The following is a 16419-nucleotide window of genomic DNA, read 5'->3' as shown; positions in this document are numbered from 1 at the left end:
TGCGTATCCTTGTCGCCTTCGCGGCTAGACAGAGTGGGAGTGTCGAACGGTCGTGCGCCTGGAGAATTACTCAGTGACCGGATTCCGGTCGCTCACCGAGATCAGGGAAGTGCCCATCGGCTCGCCGACGATCGTGGCCGGACACAACGACGGCGGCAAGACCGCAGCGCTGGTAGCACTGGGCTTTCTGCTCGGCGAGCACCAGATGGCACCCGCGGATCTGTCGTACCTGCCCGACAGCTCGGAGGGCCGCTGCGGTTCGGTCGAGGTAACCGGCCTGTTCATGCTTGACCCCTGGGAGCAAAGCCAGTTCCTGCTTCCGGAGTGGATGCTGATGCGACGAGTGTTCGGCACCGAGCGGAACGGATGGGAATGCCTGATCGCGGTGCCCGCGGACGAGGAGCTGCGTAACTTGGAGAGTCTGGGCGCGACAGAACTGCGCGGGCTGGTCAAGAAGTACAACCTCAGTCCCGAGGCTAGCCGCAAGGCCGACTACCTGAAGGTCTTGCGGGAGTACGCCCGCGAGATCAGCGACGACGAGGACTGGGTGACGGCGCCGGCCGGTCTGTCGGCGCGCCTGCCCCGGCTGCTTGCCTTCGATGGCAGGGCACAGACACCGGAGCAGGCCGTGGTCGCGGCGCTGACGACCCGCTTCGACGAGCACACGAACGCCCCGGACCTGCTCGGCCGGGTCGGGGAGATCGAAGAGGAGATCAAGCAACGGCTCCGCACGGACTCGAAGTCGTTGTGCGACCACATCAAGCTCCGCTGCCCCGACATCACCGACCTCGTCGTCGAACCCGAGGTCTCGTTCAAGAAGGGGTTCCGGAACGCCAACCTGCGCCTTGTCCGCGGCAACCGTGGCCCGGTCGAGCTCGACCGGGCCGGCCAGGGCAGCACCCGGCGGATCTCGCTGGCGATCTGGGAGTGGGCCAGCCAACTGCTGGCCGAGAAGAACCCGAACGAGGCGACCGTTGGTGACGACGACGAACCGACGCCACCGCCGGTACAGACGATCGTCGTCTACGACGAGCCGGACACGCACCTCGACTACCGGTTCCAGCGCGCCGTGATGGACCTGATCAGGGAACAGAGCGCCATCCCGAACGTCAATGTCGTGGTCGCGACGCACTCGATGAACCTCATCGACGGCGTCGACATCGCCGACGTGGTCAACCTCAAGCTCGTGGATGGCCACACCGTCGTTGAGCGCCTCGGTCATGAGACGCATGAGGAGATCGACCGCTTCCTGGGGAAGGTCGCGGAGAGCCTGGGCATCCGCAACTCCGTGCTGTTGCACGAGCGGCTGTTCGTCGCGGTTGAGGGGCCGAGCGAGCAGCAGGCGTTCCCGCTGTTATTCCGGCTGAGCGAAGGATTGACGCTACAGGCGGCCGGTATCGCGCTGTGGGCCTGTGACAACAACGAGGGCGCGTTGCACCTGGCGGCGTACCTGGCCGCCCGCGGTCGTCGCGTCCGGCTGGTGGCTGACGCGGACAGCCGACGGAACAGGATGTTCAGCCACAGCAACCTCACCCGTCACTTCGGCGCGCAGCCGAACGACTTCGCCACCTTCCTCGGCGAGGCGGAGGGGCACGCGGAGTTCGAGGCCGTCTTCGACGACGCGCTCTGGGCTCGCGTCGCCAACGAACGGTGGCCACGCAGGGCCAGAGATTGGACCGCGCACGACTTCGCGGTCCTGCGCTCCGGAAAGTTCAGCTCCGACGTGCTGGAGATGCTCAGACAGGGGAGCGAGGCCGGGCCGCAAGGCAAACCCGACATGATGTGCTCGCTTGCGCTGAGCCTGCGCAAGCCCGAGGACGTGCCGGAAGCGCTTCGCAAGCTCTTCGAGGAGTTGCGCGAGCTAGCCGCAGCGTAAGAGGAAGGTGTCGTCAACGGTGCGGTCGGTCTGTTCGCGGCGGGCACGCATGCGTTGCTTGCGCTGCTGGTCCGTCGGTGGCGTCCAGCCGTGCCAGCCGACCGGTGGTTTCCACTGCCGATAGTGTCCGGCCAAAGGGAGCCCGCACCACCGGCACCCGTTCGGTGTAGGGAGCTGGCCGTCCGACTGTTCGGTCCCCGCTGTCATCTGCCCTCCAACCGTCAGTTCAGTTCTACCCTGCACCCATGACATTTCTGGGGCCGGTTACCTGAACCTTGGGGCTCTTTATGGTTTAAGGGCTAGGGCGAGGAACCGGCTGGCGGCGTAGATCCGAGCCACCAGAACTCGGCCATCGCGGAACCTCCGCTCACCGGCAGCAGGCATGCCGCCGCGCCGACGTCGGTCAAGCCCCCTGTTCGGTCCACAACTAGGCGAGCAGGGTGCCCGGCACCGGGGGCGAACCCACCAACCACCCGGACTTCCTGGGCATCGTGGCCGCCTTCCGCTCAGCCGGGATGGAGGTGGGGATCTGCACCAACGCCACCACCCTCGACTCGGGCACGATCGGCGAGTTGGCCCGGCTTCAGGTGCGCTGCAACGTCTCCCTGGACGGCTTCGCCGAGCACTCCCACAGCAGGTTCCGGGCCCGGCCGGGCGCCTTCGTCGAGACAGTGGCCACCGTCCGCGCGCTCGCGGCGGCCGGGATCCTGCAAGGGCTGCTGTGCACGCCGAACAACCTGGCCGGCAACCAGGAGTACGCGCAGCTGTGCGCCTTCGCCCGCGAGGTCGGGGCCCGCTACGTGCTGCTCAACCCGCTGGGCAGCATGGGCCGCGGAGTCCAGGCCCAGCGCGGGCTGGCCAAGTCGATGGCCCACATGCAGCAAATCCACGCGCTGACCGCGGCCTTCGACGGCCCGGAGCTGGACATCGCCCACATCCGTTTCCCCAACCCCGATGGCAAGCCGCTGGCCGGGTGCGAGGCCGGAACGATCCTCTATGTCTTCACCCTCGGCGAGGTCACCGTCTGCCCGTACCTGGTCTTCGCCGCCCGCACTCCGGGCTCCCAGCACCCCGACACCGAGTTCATCGTGGGCAACATCTTCACCGACGCCGACCTGGCTGGACGGCTGGAGAACTACCGCTTCCACGACCGCTACCAGCTCGGCGCCAACCCGACTTGCGGGTCGTGCGCGGTGAACTCCGACTACGGGAAGGGCTGTCCCGCAGCGGTCATCGCCGCCGGCGGCCGCATCGGCGAACTTGACGCCGAGCAGTGCCCGCGCGAGTCGATTCTGCCCAGCCAGGCGGGGAGGCGGCTGCTGCCGCTGATGCCGGCGTGAGCACCGAAACCCTGGAGCAGCCTCGCCTACCTGGCACGCTGATCACCCTCGACGGGCCCGGCGGGGCCGGCAAGTCCACTCTCACGCGCCTGCTCACCCAGCGGCTGAGGGCGGCCGGGTGGCCGGTACACGCCACCGCCGGGCCTTCCTGGGCTCCTCTCGGTGAACTCGCCCGCCACGGCACCGACACCTACCACGGCATGGCGCTGGCGTGCTTGTGCGCGGCCGATCGCCACCACCAGCTCGCGGTGGAGATCCTGCCCGCGCTGCAGGAAGGCCAGATCGTGCTCTGTGACCGGTACCTGCCCTCCTCGCTGGTACTCCAGGGCCTCGACGGTATCCCCACCGAGACGGTGTGGGCGCTCAACCGCGGGGTCTACCGCCCCGACCTGACGCTGATCCTCACCGCCGACCCCGCGGTACTGGCCGCCCGGTTGCGGCAGCGGGGCACCCACAGCAGGTTCGAGCGCGCCGCCGACAGCAGCCTCCGGGAGTCCCAGCTCTACCTCACCGCCCAGGCCGAGCTGCACACCGCGGGTTGGCCCACCACGACAGTGGAGACCGCGACCGCGCCCCCGGAGGACGCGGCTGCCAGGATCGTCTCGCTCATCCGACCCCTCGCGAAGGAGACCCGCGCGGCATGTTGAGCCTGCTGACCCTCAACCTCGGCGCCCCCGCACTCGCCCGCGCCCGCCTGCAGCTGCCCTGGCTGGCCGCTCGGGAGGAAGACGTGCTGGTGCTGACCGAACCCAGCGCGGGGGAGGGCAGCGCGTACCTGGCCGAGCGCTTCTCCTCCGCCGGCTACACGGTCACCTTCCCCGAACATGCCCCCGGCGAGCGCGGGGTGATGCTCGTCAGCAAGCTGGCCACCACCATCGATGCGCTGGGCGCGGCGCTGGACTACCTTCCCACGCGGGCGGCCGCGGTGGTGGTGGAGACCACCAACGGTCCGCTGCGCATCGCCGGAGCCTACGTGCCCTCCCGGGATGCCACCGCGGTCAAGACCGAGCAGAAACAGCGCTGGATTGCCGCGTTCGACGACGCGTTGACCCGCACCGCCTCCGAGGCGCCGCTGCTGCTGGGCGATCTCAACGTGATCGAACCCGGCCACGAACCCGCACACCGCAGCCAGTTCGCCCCCTTTGAGTACGACTTCTACGCTGGCCTGACCGCCCGGCACGGCCTGGTCGACCTGTTCCGGCACAAGCACCCCGACCGCGTCGAGCACAGCTGGGCCCGGCAAACACACTACGGCTACCGCTACGACCACGCCTACGGCAGCCCCACCCTCGCGCAGCGACTCCTGAAGTGCGTCTACGACCACTCGACCCGGCAAGAAATAGTGGAGCGGCCCGCGCTGACCGACCACTCTGGGCTTAGCGTGCACCTGGAGCTGACCGCTACCGCACCGCTGCTACCGTCGGACCCCGTCACGGCCGCTGGGCAGGCCGATGCGGAGATGACCCTGTTCTGACCCCGCCCGGCTCCGGCAGCTGCGACCCGCCTGTCAGCCGAGTGCGAGGACCCGTCGCCGGATGCCCACCACCAGCGCAGCGCAGCGGATCGGCGCCCGCGTGCTTCTGCTCGATCCCGAAGGTCGGGTACTGCTCGTCCACGCCCGCGACCCCGACGAACCCGCCCACCACTGGTGGGAACTGCCCAGCGGCAGAGTGGACGAGGGAGAGAGCCTGGAGTCCGCGGCCCGGCGCGAACTCGGCGAAGAAGCCGGCATCGCGCTGGAGGAACTGGGGCGCAAGGTGTTCGTGCGGGAGTCCCGATTTGTGTACCGGGGGCGGAACCATCACCGTGTGGATCATGTGTTCCTCGCCCGTCTCACCGGCACCGAGAAGCAGGTCCAGCTGGCCCTGAGCCCGAATGAGAAGGCCGGTGTGATCGAGCGCCGGTGGTGGTCAGCAGCGGACCTGCGTCGCTGCACGGACAAACTGCTGCCCGCTACCCTGCCCGAACTGCTGGAGGATGTCCTGGCCGACCGGCTGGGCAACGTAGCGCGGGTCCTCACCGACTAGCGCCCGACCTCACCAGGACCTGCTCTGACTGCTCGGATAGGCAATCACGCTGGTTACATCAAGAAGGTCGTCAGGACAGAAAGTTCAGAAGCTAGGCGGATAGTCGCAACGGGGCACCCGGATGACCGGGTGCCCCGTTTTCGTTGTGCGGCAACAGTTACGCGGGTGTGAGCGCCGGGTTGAACTCGGCGTTGAGTACGCCGAGCGTGAACGCAGCCCATTCGCCCGAGTCGAACAAGAGCACGTTGTCCGGCGAGGCGCTGTTGCGCATCGCGACGTACACCGCGCCTACGTGCGGGAGGAACGCGTACTCGACCCGCGTGCCGCCGGCTGGGGCGGCACCGCGCCACTCGGCGTGGGCGAAGTCCAGGAGAGGGCGGACGGCGGCCTTGTCTCTGTGGCGGCCGGGGGTGTAAATGCTCACCGGCCACGTAGCGCGCTCGGCTGGGTCGGTGATCATGGCGAGGAACGCGGCCCAGGCGGCGTTGGAGAACGACAGGACACCATCGTCGCGGGCCTTGCTGTCTCGAACGTAGGTCCCTCCCGGGGAGGGCGCGACTTCCACGCAGTCATTGGTCTTGTTGTCAACCGTGGTACCGCTAAAGCTGGCGGTGATCCACCTCAGTGTTCTCATGGCTAGATAGGTCCTCACGGCATTTGCGGATCCAGGCCACCGATTCGGCTGGCTCCAACGCCGCCTTGGCGGCGGTGTTGAACGCGGTCCGAAGGTGCTGCACGACGTCTTGATTGTCCATCAACGAGCCGCCCGTGGACGTCTCAAGGTAGGCCGACCAGCTCGTGTCATCGTCGGGATCACCGATGATCGTGCACCCTGTGGCAAGGCTGCCCTTGATGGCGCCGTCGCGGACCTTGTGGACGTAGATGCCGACGTTAGGCCGCTCCGCAAGCCGTTCGATCTTGCGGAGCTGTTCAACTGCTGCGTCTACATCACCATTCAAGTCGCCAAGCAGCCGCATGAACACGGACTCGTCGATGATCGCGCGATAGTTCGCTGGCTGGTCTCTGGTCAGGCACGCCTGCCGTGCCATCCGTGCCGCCACGGCTGATTCCGAGTTGACCCCGCGGTGCTGCCCCTGGGCCAACAGTTCCGTCTGGAGCAGGCCCGGAATGTGAATCGACGAGACGGTCAGGATCACGGGCGCCCACTGCTCTCTGCGCGCGTGTTCCTTGAAGTCGCGCGGAGTGTCGTCCGGGAGCTTGAGGCTGGTCCTCGGTGATGACCTCGGGATCATCTCCCACAGGTTGGAGACTTCCTCGGCTTCCTGCTGCGTTGCGTTGCAGTGGCTGAGCCATACCTCAACCTGTGCCCAGGCTGGGTTCGAGTGGCCGCTCTCCCACTTTTGCAGGGTGCTCTTGCCGACCCGCAACAGCTCAGCCAGTTCTACGACGCTCAGGCGAGCGCGCTTGCGCAGGTCGCGGAGCAGTCGGCCGAAGTCGCGGCGCTTGCGAGTCGGTGGCGTGGGCATGCAAGGAGCCTAGTCGGAACAGCCAAGAAGAGAAGCTTCCCCTATCGGGGGTATGCGGAGAAGCTTCTCCTTTGCTACGGTTGTCAGCGTCACCGCAGCTCACGCGGCGGCCCTGCGGATCACAGATCTAGAGGTGCTGCACGACACGCGTAGCAGGCGGAGGCAGGTGGGCAGGGCTGCAGCAGGGCGTCGCGGCCCTGTCCACCCCGCAGGCGAGCACCACCATTCGCATGCGCCATTCGGCGCCTGTGTCCCCCGGTGACCGCATTCTCCGATGCGTCGCCGCGGTGGTGCTTGGGCGGGCGGGGCCACCCTCCCCTCTTTGGGGTCGGCCCTGCCCGCTCTCAGGCGGGCACCCGCGTTGCAGAGGCGCGAGTGCCGACGGGCGGGTCCCGCGTCACCTTTTCCGCGAGCGACCCGCCCAGAGCACGGCCGTGTCGCCCGGCGTCATCCGCCAGGTGGCGCCAGGTCGCTGGTGCGGCCGTGCTCACTCGGGTGGACGGGGCTGCGGGTTTTGAAGTTGGCCCGGCGGCCCCGTCCACCCCCCGAAGCACGGTGGAGCACGGGAGTAGACGCGGACCGTGCTCCACCGGTCTCACCTGTGGACGTCTCACCTGTGGACAGGGGTTGGCATGGACGAATGCATACTCGGCGCGCTGGAGGGCGCCTTGATCACCCTCATCACCATCGGCACGACAATGCTGCTCAACATGTGGCGAGGTCGCCGCCGTGGCTGACAGCAACGCCAACCAGTCCGGGCCCGCGGGTACCGTCCAGATCGCAGCTCACCACGTTCCTGGCCGCGCTCCGCGCATCGAAATGCCTTCCCTTGCAAGGGAAATGGCTGAAGAAACGCAGGACCGGGAGGCTGACCATGCGAACCGATGACTACCTGAACGGCGTGATCCACGGGGGCGGCGGTGTCCTTGTCCTAGTGCTGCTGATCGCGACCGTGCGGTACTGGCGCGTGTGCGTTCTGGACGCTGAAGAATTCACCGCGCGACACCTCGCCGACGATCCGGACCCGCGGCGCGCCTCTGCGGAGAGGATCGCCGCTTGGAATGCCTGCCGGGACAACTATCCGGTGCTGCTGTCGGCAACCCAGCGGCGCACCGCGCTGCCATCCGCCGGTGTTCCCGTCCCGAATCCGGGGGGCCACGTGCTCGCTCCGCCTAGGATTCCCGTTGCACGCCAAGGCGATAGCCCGACGCACACGCGCAACCACCACAGCGCCGAACGCGGCCAGGATCGCACCCAGCAACTCGATCCGCCCACAGTCGAGTTCTTCGCGATTCGCGACGTCCTAGCCGGGCGGTGAGGTCATGACGAGCTGGAAGACTGCACGTCTGTCCATTTCAGACAGTGAGCAACGGGCGATACAGGTTGCGCTTTGGCACCTGCTTGACGAGCACAACATGAACCTGTGGAACGCAGCTCGCGTGCTCGACGTACCGATCGACCTGGTGAAGTCGATCTTCAATGGGATGGGGCGGCCGAAGTTTCGCGCGCTCAATTCCGATGAACGCCACCGACTTGCCCTTGTTGTTCGCGAACTTGTCGATCGCGAATTCCCCGTGTCCATCAGCGAGATCGCAGCAACAATCGGCGCTAGTACCAACTTCGTCGCCTCGCTGCTGGAGGAGTTGGAGCGTGCGAAGCACGCCCCGGTGGCCAGTGATGCCGGATGACCGTCGACGCCGCCGACGCCAACAACCACAGCCCGGACCGGTCCCTGTGCCGTTCGGAAGTGAACGAAGGGCGCCCGCACAACCTCATCCCGTGGCGCGACGGGACCGGGAGTTGCCTCTACTGCGGACAAACACACCTGCTGCCGGACCGGCTCTGGCGCGGGCACATCGTGTGGCCCACCCGCTCGCCCGGCCAGGAAGGAACGAACTCATGACCCCCGGGGCAGACCATCACCACGACCCGTTCGGCACGGACAACAAGCTGATGGGCGTGGCAATGGGGCACCTGCAATCCACAAGCAGCGTTCAGATGCTCAGGGATCAGTGGAACGCGGTCGCCCGTGCTGCGGAGCCGTTGGAATGGTTCTTCGACGGTGAGCGCCGCCCCACGGATGTTACTGCGGAGCAGGCAGGTAAGGCGTTCGTCGAACTGCACCGCGCGGTCTCCGCCCTTGGCCGCGGTCTGGGGTGCTGCATGTGCACGGCACGAGACCTGGTGTTTGCCCTCTCGACCGCCGAAGGGATCCAAGTAGCCCGCCCCGCCGGCACCGCCCCGCCGGGCTGACAGCCCCCATCAAGCCGCGGCGGGCAGACGCCCCGCCGACCACCCAACGGGAAGGAGAGCACCGCGAGAGATTGAACGCTCATCTGCGCCGGACGAACGCTGCGCCGAGGTCGTCCGGCCCCCGGCACCTCGCTGTACGCCCATACGCCGGGGACTCGGGACAGGTACGTCCTCCCCAAAGTGGTGTACCGATCCCGCCGTTCTCACTGAAGAAGGAAGGGAAAACCGGTGGCATGCGCGAAGTGCGGTGACCGGGGCCTGCTCACCAGCCGGACCGTTACAACCGTGCACAGGCAGGACGACGAACGCACCGAGGTAGACCGCGTCGACCGCGACGCGACCGAGTTCCCCTGCCCGGACTGTCCGGCAGGTGAGCGCGAGCGCCGCCGTTGCGGCGATGCCTGATGTTCTCCGACCTTGAAGGCAAGGTTCGTGGGATGGTGGCGGATTTCCGTGCCTCCGCTGCCAAAGGCGAAGTTGCCGATGGACAGCTCGTCGCTGATGCGCTATTTGACGTGCTTGATCAGCACGAGTTGGACCGGTATGGCGCCTGCGACCAGTGCAGCCTGGCCGGTTCGATCTTCGGCAGGATCCTGCGCCGCCGTGTCCTGTGCCGCGCCTATCGGAAGGTCAAGGACACCCTGGAATCCGGCCTGACCGAGGACCACGGCCGCCATGCCCTACGGGCGCCTGTCACCTGACCTCGGTCCGGTTGCTTCGCCTTGATCGAGGCCATCGGGCCAACGGACCAGCACGGCCCTTCAGCCGTGAACCCAACCGCACGGAAGCGCCGACCGGTCTCAACCAACCTGATCGGAATTGCCATGACCAGCACTCCGGGCACCAACCACCGGGAGTCAATTCTTGGTGGTGCCCCAGGACTTCCTGGGGCAAGCCGTGTGGGAGAGCCCTGGCTGGACCGCTGGTACTCGCTCGGTGACGAGCTGACCCTGGTGCTGGCCGTGACCGCCAACCTGATCCTGTTCGCTGGACCGGCCTTGGCACGGTGGTTGTGGGATCGACCGGCGGAGCGGACGGTTGCGTGGCTCAAGGTTCGCCTCGCGCACTGGCGTGGCAACCAATGCCGCGCTCAGGTGCGCCGGATCAGGCACGTCTGCGCGGACTGTCCACAATGGGCCAGGCTGCTTCCCGGTGCCCGGCCGAGCTGCCTTCCGCAGCAAGTCGTTCAGCGCGACCGGCCTGCAGTGGCGGTGACGGCGAGTCCCTCCGCTATCACCGCGCCGAGGCCTCTCACGAGAACGGCATGTTCCCGACCGCGGATGGCGCCGACGGGATCTGGAGAGAAGGGGGACGGCCGCCGCGCGGCGGCCGTCCCCGCAGGGTGGGAACCAGTCGGAGCGGCGGCCGTCCCGCCGCCCGCACCCGCGGATCGACCCAGCCACACGCGACGCATCCGAGTTGTCAGGACGGCGACCGCGCCCTGCACTGCCGCCACCCCTGCCTCCACAGCGATGACCAACGCGCCGAGACGACCTGCAAGAAGTGCGGGGTGGGCGGCATGAACGGGACCGCGGTCCCGGTCGGCGGGGGCTACGAACACCAGATCCGCACCAGGCTCGACTCGGGCCAGGTCATCGCCTGGTGCGGCCAGGCGTTCTCCCCGGGCGGCACTCCCGCGGTCGGGCCCTGCCCGCAGTGCCAGCGGGCCCGCGAGAAACCGATGGACACCGGCAACAGCGGCAGCCATTGAGCAATTGATCATCTTTCAGGAGCACACGTGAAACCCGGCAACCCCAACCGCCCACAGTCCAGACTGGCCGCGGTGCACCCACTGCATCCGCAGCCGAACCACCCTGACGAGCGCGGCGAGGTCATCGACCTCAGCGAGCTGTTCGGCCCGGACAGCTTTCCCGAGGATGTCCAGATTCGGCTGGTGGCGGTCTTGCCCAGCCTCCCGCCGGACATCCGAATCCAGGTCGGTCGTGCCGCGTACGGAATCTCGTTGGCGCACAAGGCTCTTATGGCGATCGGCGACTTCTACGTCCAGAACCCGGACGGGACCGACAAGCCGTGACATCAACGAAGGTCCACCGCGGCAACAAGTCCCGCCCTCCCGTCCCCGGGCGCTGGAACGAGGCTGCTGCGCGGCAAGCGGTCAGCTACCTCTGTCCGCGTGGTCACGAGTTCGTGGTGCCCTTCGCCGACGAGGCGGACCCACCGTCCACATGGGAGTGCCGTACGCACAGCACCGAGTCACCAGCGGTCGGCGCCAAGCCGCCATCCAGACCGGCCAAGCCGCCACGGACCCCGTGGGACATGCTGCTGGAGCGCCGCAGTATCCCGCAGCTGGAGCAACTATTGAACGAACGACTGAATCTGCGCCGCCGGACACGGAACCTCCCTGTGCCGGAGGAAATCCGAGCCCAGGAAGCGCTTCTGGCCAGCCTGTGCATCCTGCCCCGGGAGACCCCGTGATCCGCAACCCCAGCCGTGCCGACCGCAGACGCGCGACCGCGATCGTCGACGGCCTGCCGCCTATGTTCGCACCACTGCAACTGGTGCTGACCGACTTGGTGAAGATCTGCGCGGGAGTGGAGTGGGCCTTCCAAGGACAGGTGGACTACGACCCGCTGTACATCGCGCTCGCCGAGGCGACCCAGGAGGTGGGCTCTGCCTACGAGAACGTGGTGTGCGGCTACCTGCGCGGCCAGACCCACCTGGAGATTTTAGAAGCCCGCTTTGCTCAGCAGAATCGCACGACCAGGCGAGGACCGCTCTCCCCAGCGATCGACGATCCCGACTTCGCCGCGCTCGTGCAGCGTCATGCCGCGGTGCTGGACGAACTGGTCGAGTACATGAAGGACCAGGTCCGGGCTCGGCGTGCAGCTGGACGTGCGCGGTGAGACGGGTAGGCCGCGCGGCGGGCGATGTCGAGTTGGACCTGGTGGTGTTCGCGAAGTCGCCAACGCGGGCAGGTGACCGTCCACGACAGGTGCGGCCGTGGCGGCCCGATCGGAGTAGCGGCGGAGTCATTGTCTGCGTGTCTACGGAATCGGCGCGTAGGCCGTAGCTGACCCTGCCGATAGCCCTGATCTGAATCAGATCAGTCGATTTTCCTTCTATACCAAGAGGTTGTGGGTGCGATGCCGGATGCGAGTTGCCGGTCCGAGATGGACCGGTACGAGCGGGAGCTGGCTATTCGATTCCAAGTGCCGCACGCGGTTGCGGTCTCCAGTGGCACCGTGGCGATCCACCTCGCCCTGGCCGCGTTGGGAATCGGCACCGGTGACGAAGTCCTGGTGCCCGCGCTGGCTCCGGCGAGTTCGGTGGCACCGGTGCTCGATGTCGGCGCGCGGCCGGTCTTCGTCGACTGCGGACCCAGCGGCGCCGGGCTGGACCTGGCGGACATGGAAGCCAAGATCACCGTGCTGTCCAAGGCCGTGATGTTGGTGCACCAGTGGGGCCGTACCGGAGACGCCCAGCGCACAGTCGAGTTCGCCGGTGCCCACGGCCTACGGGTGATCGAGGACGCCAGCCAGGCCATCGGCACCAACATCGACGGCGCGCCTGCGGGGACCTTGGGGGACATCGGGTGCTTCTCCACTCGTGCGGGCAACCTCCTGGACTCCGGTGAGGGTGGATTCCTGCTGACCCACGACATCGAGTTCGCCGGGGCCTGCCGCACGCTCCGCCAGCACGGCCAGGATCCGGCCACTGCAACAACCACGCCCGCGGTGCCGGGCAACAGCTACCGCCTCGCCAACCCGCTGGCCGCCATCGCCCGAGCCAAGCTGGCCGACTTGGACGAGACGCTTCGCGATCAGGCACGGCGGACCCTGTTGCTGACCAAGCACCTTCTTGGCGCATCCGGGTTGGTCATCCCGTACGCCGCGGGACCGGAGAGCTGGAACGGGCACAGCCTGCTGGCACACCTGGACATGCCAGCCCCACGGGAGTTCTGCGCCCACCTGGCGGTCCGCGGAGTACCCAACAGCGTGGGCACCTACGGGCTGACCTCAGCAGACCAGGTACCCGCCTTCAGTGCCTACGTCGAGCAACCATGCCTTCGCGCTCGGGCAGTGGTGGACACCATGTTGGCGATCAGCCTGCCCGCCAAGGTGACCGAGGACCAGGTTCGCGAGTTCGCCACGATCATCGCCAGTGAGGCACTGCAATGGAATCCGGCATGAAGTCCCCGTTCCCAGGCGCCTCCAGTACGCACTGTGCTCGGTCTCAGCGAAGCTGGTCCGCAGCCATGAGAGAACAAAACCTTTACACGCCAATGATGTCTGCCCGAAGTGACTGCTAAGGAAGCTACACGATGAACTACTACCATGACCCATCCGGCCGGTGGCGGGACTCCGCCGAGGATGCGGCTGAAGGTACGGCAAACCGCGTGTTCGCCGCGCTCACCTTCAAGTTGGCGCTGGCCACCGTGGTGCCGACGGTGGTGGCGGTGCTCGCCTTCCTCGTCGTGCTGTGGCTGGCCGTGAACGCACTCAGCATCCTCACCGGCTGGGGCTTGGTGCTTGCTGTTGTGTCCTGGTGTGCAATGGCTTTCACGCTCCTCATATTGCTGTCCCGGCGTACCGGCCCGCTGTTGAAGGCCGACCGTCGGCCGGAGCCCAAGCCGAGGAATGTCAACCTGGACGAACTCACCAACGTCGGTGCGTGGGCGTTCCGCCTTGTCACGCTGCCGCTGCCGTTGCTGGCGACCGTCGAGCTGACCGCCTCCGGCTGGCAGTGGGGTTGGGCGCTGGCGGCCACGGTTGTCGGCTGGCTTGCACCTGACGCCTCACTGGTCGCGACCTTCGTTGCCCGCCGGTCGCTGTTGCGGCTGTGGGACTTCCGTGCTCCGCGCTCGATCGACTCACCGGAGTAGCTGACTTCAGCGCAGAGGAGAACCGCCGCTACCGCGACAACAGCTCGTCCAGATGGTGAGTGAGTGGTTTGACGAGTTCCGGGTGATCGCCTTGGGCGGCGCGGTTGAGCAGGCGTGCGCCGACGCAGAGCTGCGCGACCCGTCCGGCGGGAGTGTCGAGCACGTCCGCGAAGACCTCGTGCACGGTGCGGGCCGCGCTGGGTATGAGCAGGCTGTAGCAGTACAACGTTGCCGCGTCCGTGCCGACCGGGCCGCGGCCCCAGGACTCCCAGTCCAGGATGACCAGTTCGGGGCTGAGCAGGTTGGCCCAGTGCAGGTCACCGTGGACGGTTTCCCACTGCTCAACCTGGATGACGACATGGTCGCCGAACGCCTTGCGTAGTCTGGCGTCGATCTTGTCCTGGTCGGCATGCACTCGTTCGGTGGGGGTCGCGGCCAGCCGGTCAACGGATCGATGGAGGTTTGCCCACCAGGCGTTGGCGAGGTTGACATCTCGGTGGAGGACGTCGGTCGGCGAGCAAGGAAGTCCGTTCAGCAGCGGCATGACCTCGGCGCGCTGGGTGCGCCAGTCCCACTCGGTCCATTCAGTGCTGGCCAGCACGGTGGGCTTGGGAATGCCGTCGAAGCTGTTCGCATCGACGTTGCCGGTCCAGGCCGGTCCGCGGGCCCACTCCACCTCGGAGCTGGCCACGCGCAGCCACCGCGGTCCAGCCGGTCCCTCGGCACGGGCGCCGACGGAGCGCAGCCGCCACCCGAAGACCGGGTTGCCGGTGACAGTCAGGTCGAACTCCTCGGCGGCACGGGCGAGGTTGAGCCGCATCCAGTTGCGGAACTTCGCGTCCGGGTCGGTCTCCGGCTCGGGGGTCAGGCCGGGATGGTTCATGACTCGGTGAGGTGACGCAGGTAGCTGTCGGGGTTGTTCATGTAGCGGCGCCAGTGGTCGACCAGCTCCAGCTGATCCCATCGCACCCGGTGGAAGCCGTGCTCGCCGACTTCGACGATGTCCGCCCCGGGCACGGAGGCCAGGATCGGTGAGTGGGTGGCGCACACGACCTGGGCTCCGGTCTGGCCGAGCTGGTGCAGGAGCGCGACCAGTTGCAGGGTGGAGTCGAAGGACAGCGCGGCCTCGGGTTCGTCCAGGACGTAGAAGCCCGGGTCGCGGAACATGGCGGCGAAGACGGCCAGGAAGCCCTCGCCGTGGCTCAGCGCCGCGGTGTCCTCATCCCAGTAGCCGGGGACGCCGCCGAGGTTCTCGGTCATGCTGAAGGCGGTCTCCGCGCGCAGGAAGAAGCCCTTCTTCTTCACCCGGGGGCCGCTGAGCATGCGCGCGCCCTGGGCGGTGGTCTCCAGGCGGAGGACCTCGCCGAGCGGGGTCTTCACCGGGTTCGGCCGGCCGGTCTTGGCCGCGGCCCGTCCGCCCTGCGAGTCCAGCCGGAAGCCTTCGGCGATGGCCTCGGCCAGGGTGGACTTGCCGGTGCCGTTGCCGCCGACGAGGAAGGTGACCGGGTGGGTGAAGGTCAGGCCCTCCTTGGCCAGCTGGGACACGCACGGCACGGTGAACGGCCAGTCCTCGTGGTCGTCGGGTTGCAGGCCGTCGGGGATGTAGGCGCGGCGGACGAACACCGTTCTCCTAGGCGTCGTAGTTGGGTTGGCAGCCACCCTTGGGCGTGCACGGCCCGTTGCCGGTGGGCCAGCAGTGGGGTCGGCAAGCGGGTCCGCAGCTTGGGCCGCACTTCGGGTCGCACAACCCCGAGGTGCCCCGGGTGGCGAAGTGGGCCTCCAAGGTCTGGGTGGCCTCGGCCATGGCCGGGCTGGTGAGGATGTCGGCGAGGCTGTTCATCCTGACGTTGCCGACCGGCATCCACCGGGAGAACACGCATGGCCACACCGAGCCGTCCGGGGAGATGGCGACTTGTCCGCGGGCGCAGTGGCCGCAGAGCTGGTCCATGCTCGGGGTGCGGTCCCGCACGCCGCGGCCGACCTGGCGCAGGTGGTCCACGCCGATGTCGGTGACGCCCAGCTCGGCGAGTTCGGCGCGGGCCTGCTCGACTCGCTGGCCGTCCCGCACGTCGATCAACCCGACGCGCAGCGGGATCGAGCGGCGCAGGGCCTCGATGATGTTGGTCTTGGTTCGCGGGTGGCTGCCGCGTCGGCGGGTGATCGCGGCGTGTTCGCCGGGGCGGTCGGAGTAGTAGCTGGTGGCCAGGCGCACGCCGGGTTGGGCGAGGACCTTCCAGAGCTGCGGCGGCACGTGCACCAGGTTAGAGAAGACCTCGACCTCCAGCCCACGGCCGCGGGCCTGGTTCACCATCTCGGGCAGCCCGGGGTGAAGCGCTGGCTCGCCGCCGATGAACTGGACCATTCTCCCGCCGAGTTGCGCGACTTCGTCGATCACCCGAGTCCAGTCCTCGGGGCGCATGGTGCCGTTGGTGCTCTTCGGGCCGGAGTCGGCGTAGCAGTGCTCGCACTCCAGCTGGCATTTTCCGGTGACCTCGAACCACGCGAACTCCAGGTGTTGCACGGCAAGCTCCCGTCTTCAACATCGCGGCCAATCGAACTTCTCCTGGCGCCCCAGGTGGAGAGCGGTGATCGA

The 16419-nt window shown here is 67.6% G+C and carries 20 protein-coding genes and 1 pseudogene; 16 read left to right on the top strand and 5 right to left on the bottom strand.

Annotated elements, in window-relative coordinates:
- The first annotated feature begins 73 nt into the window (after window positions 1-73).
- The 5 genes from MZC64_RS29025 to MZC64_RS29005 all read left to right on the top strand — a co-directional run bounded on the left by MZC64_RS29025 (window position 74) and on the right by MZC64_RS29005 (window position 5243).
- Window positions 74-1876, top strand: a complete 1803-nt coding sequence (locus tag MZC64_RS29025; RefSeq protein WP_247762340.1) for an AAA family ATPase — start codon at window positions 74-76, stop codon at window positions 1874-1876.
- A gap of 440 nt (window positions 1877-2316) precedes the next feature.
- Window positions 2317-3216 carry a radical SAM protein gene (locus MZC64_RS29020; protein ID WP_247762339.1) on the top strand — a complete coding sequence of 300 codons (900 nt, stop codon included), beginning with the start codon at window positions 2317-2319 and terminating at the stop codon, window positions 3214-3216.
- Window positions 3213-3863, top strand: a complete 651-nt coding sequence (tmk, locus tag MZC64_RS29015; protein WP_247762337.1) for a dTMP kinase — start codon at window positions 3213-3215, stop codon at window positions 3861-3863. Before MZC64_RS29020 ends, tmk begins: the two co-directional genes overlap by 4 nt.
- Window positions 3857-4690 carry an endonuclease/exonuclease/phosphatase family protein gene (locus MZC64_RS29010; RefSeq protein ID WP_247762331.1) on the top strand — a complete coding sequence of 278 codons (834 nt, stop codon included), beginning with the start codon at window positions 3857-3859 and terminating at the stop codon, window positions 4688-4690. Before tmk ends, MZC64_RS29010 begins: the two co-directional genes overlap by 7 nt.
- A gap of 61 nt (window positions 4691-4751) precedes the next feature.
- Entirely contained in the window at window positions 4752-5243 is a 492-nt protein-coding gene (locus MZC64_RS29005; RefSeq protein ID WP_247762329.1) for an NUDIX hydrolase, read from the top strand.
- 157 nt (window positions 5244-5400) lie between these two features.
- On the opposite strand, the gene MZC64_RS29000 is transcribed toward MZC64_RS29005, so the two are convergent.
- Window positions 5401-5877, bottom strand: a complete 477-nt coding sequence (locus MZC64_RS29000; protein ID WP_247762327.1) for a DUF397 domain-containing protein — start codon at window positions 5875-5877, stop codon at window positions 5401-5403.
- Complete coding sequence (locus MZC64_RS28995; RefSeq protein WP_247762325.1) at window positions 5843-6730, bottom strand: helix-turn-helix transcriptional regulator; 888 nt, start codon at window positions 6728-6730, stop codon at window positions 5843-5845. Before MZC64_RS28995 ends, MZC64_RS29000 begins: the two co-directional genes overlap by 35 nt.
- Before the next feature lie 874 nt (window positions 6731-7604).
- Here MZC64_RS28995 and MZC64_RS28990 point away from each other — a divergent pair.
- The 11 genes and pseudogenes from MZC64_RS28990 to MZC64_RS28940 all read left to right on the top strand — a co-directional run bounded on the left by MZC64_RS28990 (window position 7605) and on the right by MZC64_RS28940 (window position 13826).
- Window positions 7605-8048 (top strand): hypothetical protein, encoded by a 444-nt coding sequence (locus MZC64_RS28990; RefSeq protein WP_247762323.1) that lies wholly within the window; start codon window positions 7605-7607, stop codon window positions 8046-8048.
- A 4-nt stretch (window positions 8049-8052) separates the two neighbouring features.
- Window positions 8053-8418 carry a hypothetical protein gene (locus MZC64_RS28985; RefSeq protein WP_247762321.1) on the top strand — a complete coding sequence of 122 codons (366 nt, stop codon included), beginning with the start codon at window positions 8053-8055 and terminating at the stop codon, window positions 8416-8418.
- Window positions 8415-8633, top strand: a complete 219-nt coding sequence (locus MZC64_RS28980) for a hypothetical protein (RefSeq protein ID WP_247762319.1) — start codon at window positions 8415-8417, stop codon at window positions 8631-8633. Before MZC64_RS28985 ends, MZC64_RS28980 begins: the two co-directional genes overlap by 4 nt.
- On the top strand, window positions 8630-8983 hold the full coding sequence (locus tag MZC64_RS28975) for a hypothetical protein (protein WP_247762318.1): 354 nt from the start codon (window positions 8630-8632) through the stop codon (window positions 8981-8983). The genes MZC64_RS28980 and MZC64_RS28975 overlap by 4 nt, the downstream gene beginning before the upstream one ends.
- A gap of 404 nt (window positions 8984-9387) precedes the next feature.
- Entirely contained in the window at window positions 9388-9684 is a 297-nt protein-coding gene (locus MZC64_RS28970) for a hypothetical protein (RefSeq protein WP_247762316.1), read from the top strand.
- 818 nt (window positions 9685-10502) lie between these two features.
- A complete protein-coding gene (locus tag MZC64_RS28965; protein WP_247762314.1) occupies window positions 10503-10694 on the top strand; it encodes a hypothetical protein in 192 nt (63 codons plus the stop codon).
- Between the two features lie 27 nt (window positions 10695-10721).
- The gene (locus MZC64_RS28960) at window positions 10722-11018 is read left to right on the top strand and encodes a hypothetical protein (RefSeq protein WP_247762312.1); all 297 of its coding nucleotides are present in this window, start codon (window positions 10722-10724) and stop codon (window positions 11016-11018) included.
- A pseudogene (locus MZC64_RS28955) lies at window positions 11015-11335 on the top strand (RNA polymerase-binding protein RbpA); the annotation flags it as partial. The gene MZC64_RS28960 and the pseudogene MZC64_RS28955, both read left to right, overlap by 4 nt.
- An 80-nt stretch (window positions 11336-11415) precedes the next feature.
- A complete protein-coding gene (locus MZC64_RS28950) occupies window positions 11416-11847 on the top strand; it encodes a hypothetical protein (protein WP_247762310.1) in 432 nt (143 codons plus the stop codon).
- Window positions 11848-12087: 240 nt separating this feature from the next.
- Window positions 12088-13134, top strand: a complete 1047-nt coding sequence (locus MZC64_RS28945; protein WP_247797760.1) for a DegT/DnrJ/EryC1/StrS aminotransferase family protein — start codon at window positions 12088-12090, stop codon at window positions 13132-13134.
- 131 nt (window positions 13135-13265) lie between these two features.
- Window positions 13266-13826, top strand: a complete 561-nt coding sequence (locus MZC64_RS28940) for a hypothetical protein (protein WP_247762308.1) — start codon at window positions 13266-13268, stop codon at window positions 13824-13826.
- A 28-nt stretch (window positions 13827-13854) separates the two neighbouring features.
- Here MZC64_RS28940 and MZC64_RS28935 read toward each other — a convergent pair whose 3' ends face one another.
- Genes MZC64_RS28935 through MZC64_RS28925 form a run of 3 tightly spaced genes read right to left on the bottom strand, consistent with a single transcriptional unit; the run spans window position 13855 to window position 16347 of the window.
- Window positions 13855-14709: a phosphotransferase gene (locus tag MZC64_RS28935; RefSeq protein WP_247762307.1), complete on the bottom strand. Its 855-nt coding sequence runs from the start codon at window positions 14707-14709 to the stop codon at window positions 13855-13857.
- Window positions 14706-15449 (bottom strand): AAA family ATPase, encoded by a 744-nt coding sequence (locus MZC64_RS28930; protein ID WP_247762306.1) that lies wholly within the window; start codon window positions 15447-15449, stop codon window positions 14706-14708. The genes MZC64_RS28935 and MZC64_RS28930 overlap by 4 nt, the downstream gene beginning before the upstream one ends.
- A 7-nt stretch (window positions 15450-15456) precedes the next feature.
- Window positions 15457-16347 carry a radical SAM/SPASM domain-containing protein gene (locus MZC64_RS28925; RefSeq protein ID WP_247762305.1) on the bottom strand — a complete coding sequence of 297 codons (891 nt, stop codon included), beginning with the start codon at window positions 16345-16347 and terminating at the stop codon, window positions 15457-15459.
- Window positions 16348-16419: the final 72 nt, after the last annotated feature.

The organism is Crossiella sp. S99.2 (genome assembly GCF_023094165.1).
In the GTDB taxonomy this organism is placed as follows: domain Bacteria; phylum Actinomycetota; class Actinomycetes; order Mycobacteriales; family Pseudonocardiaceae; genus Crossiella.
Note: the sequence above shows the minus strand (reverse complement) of the source record. Positions and strands in the feature narration are given on the sequence as shown.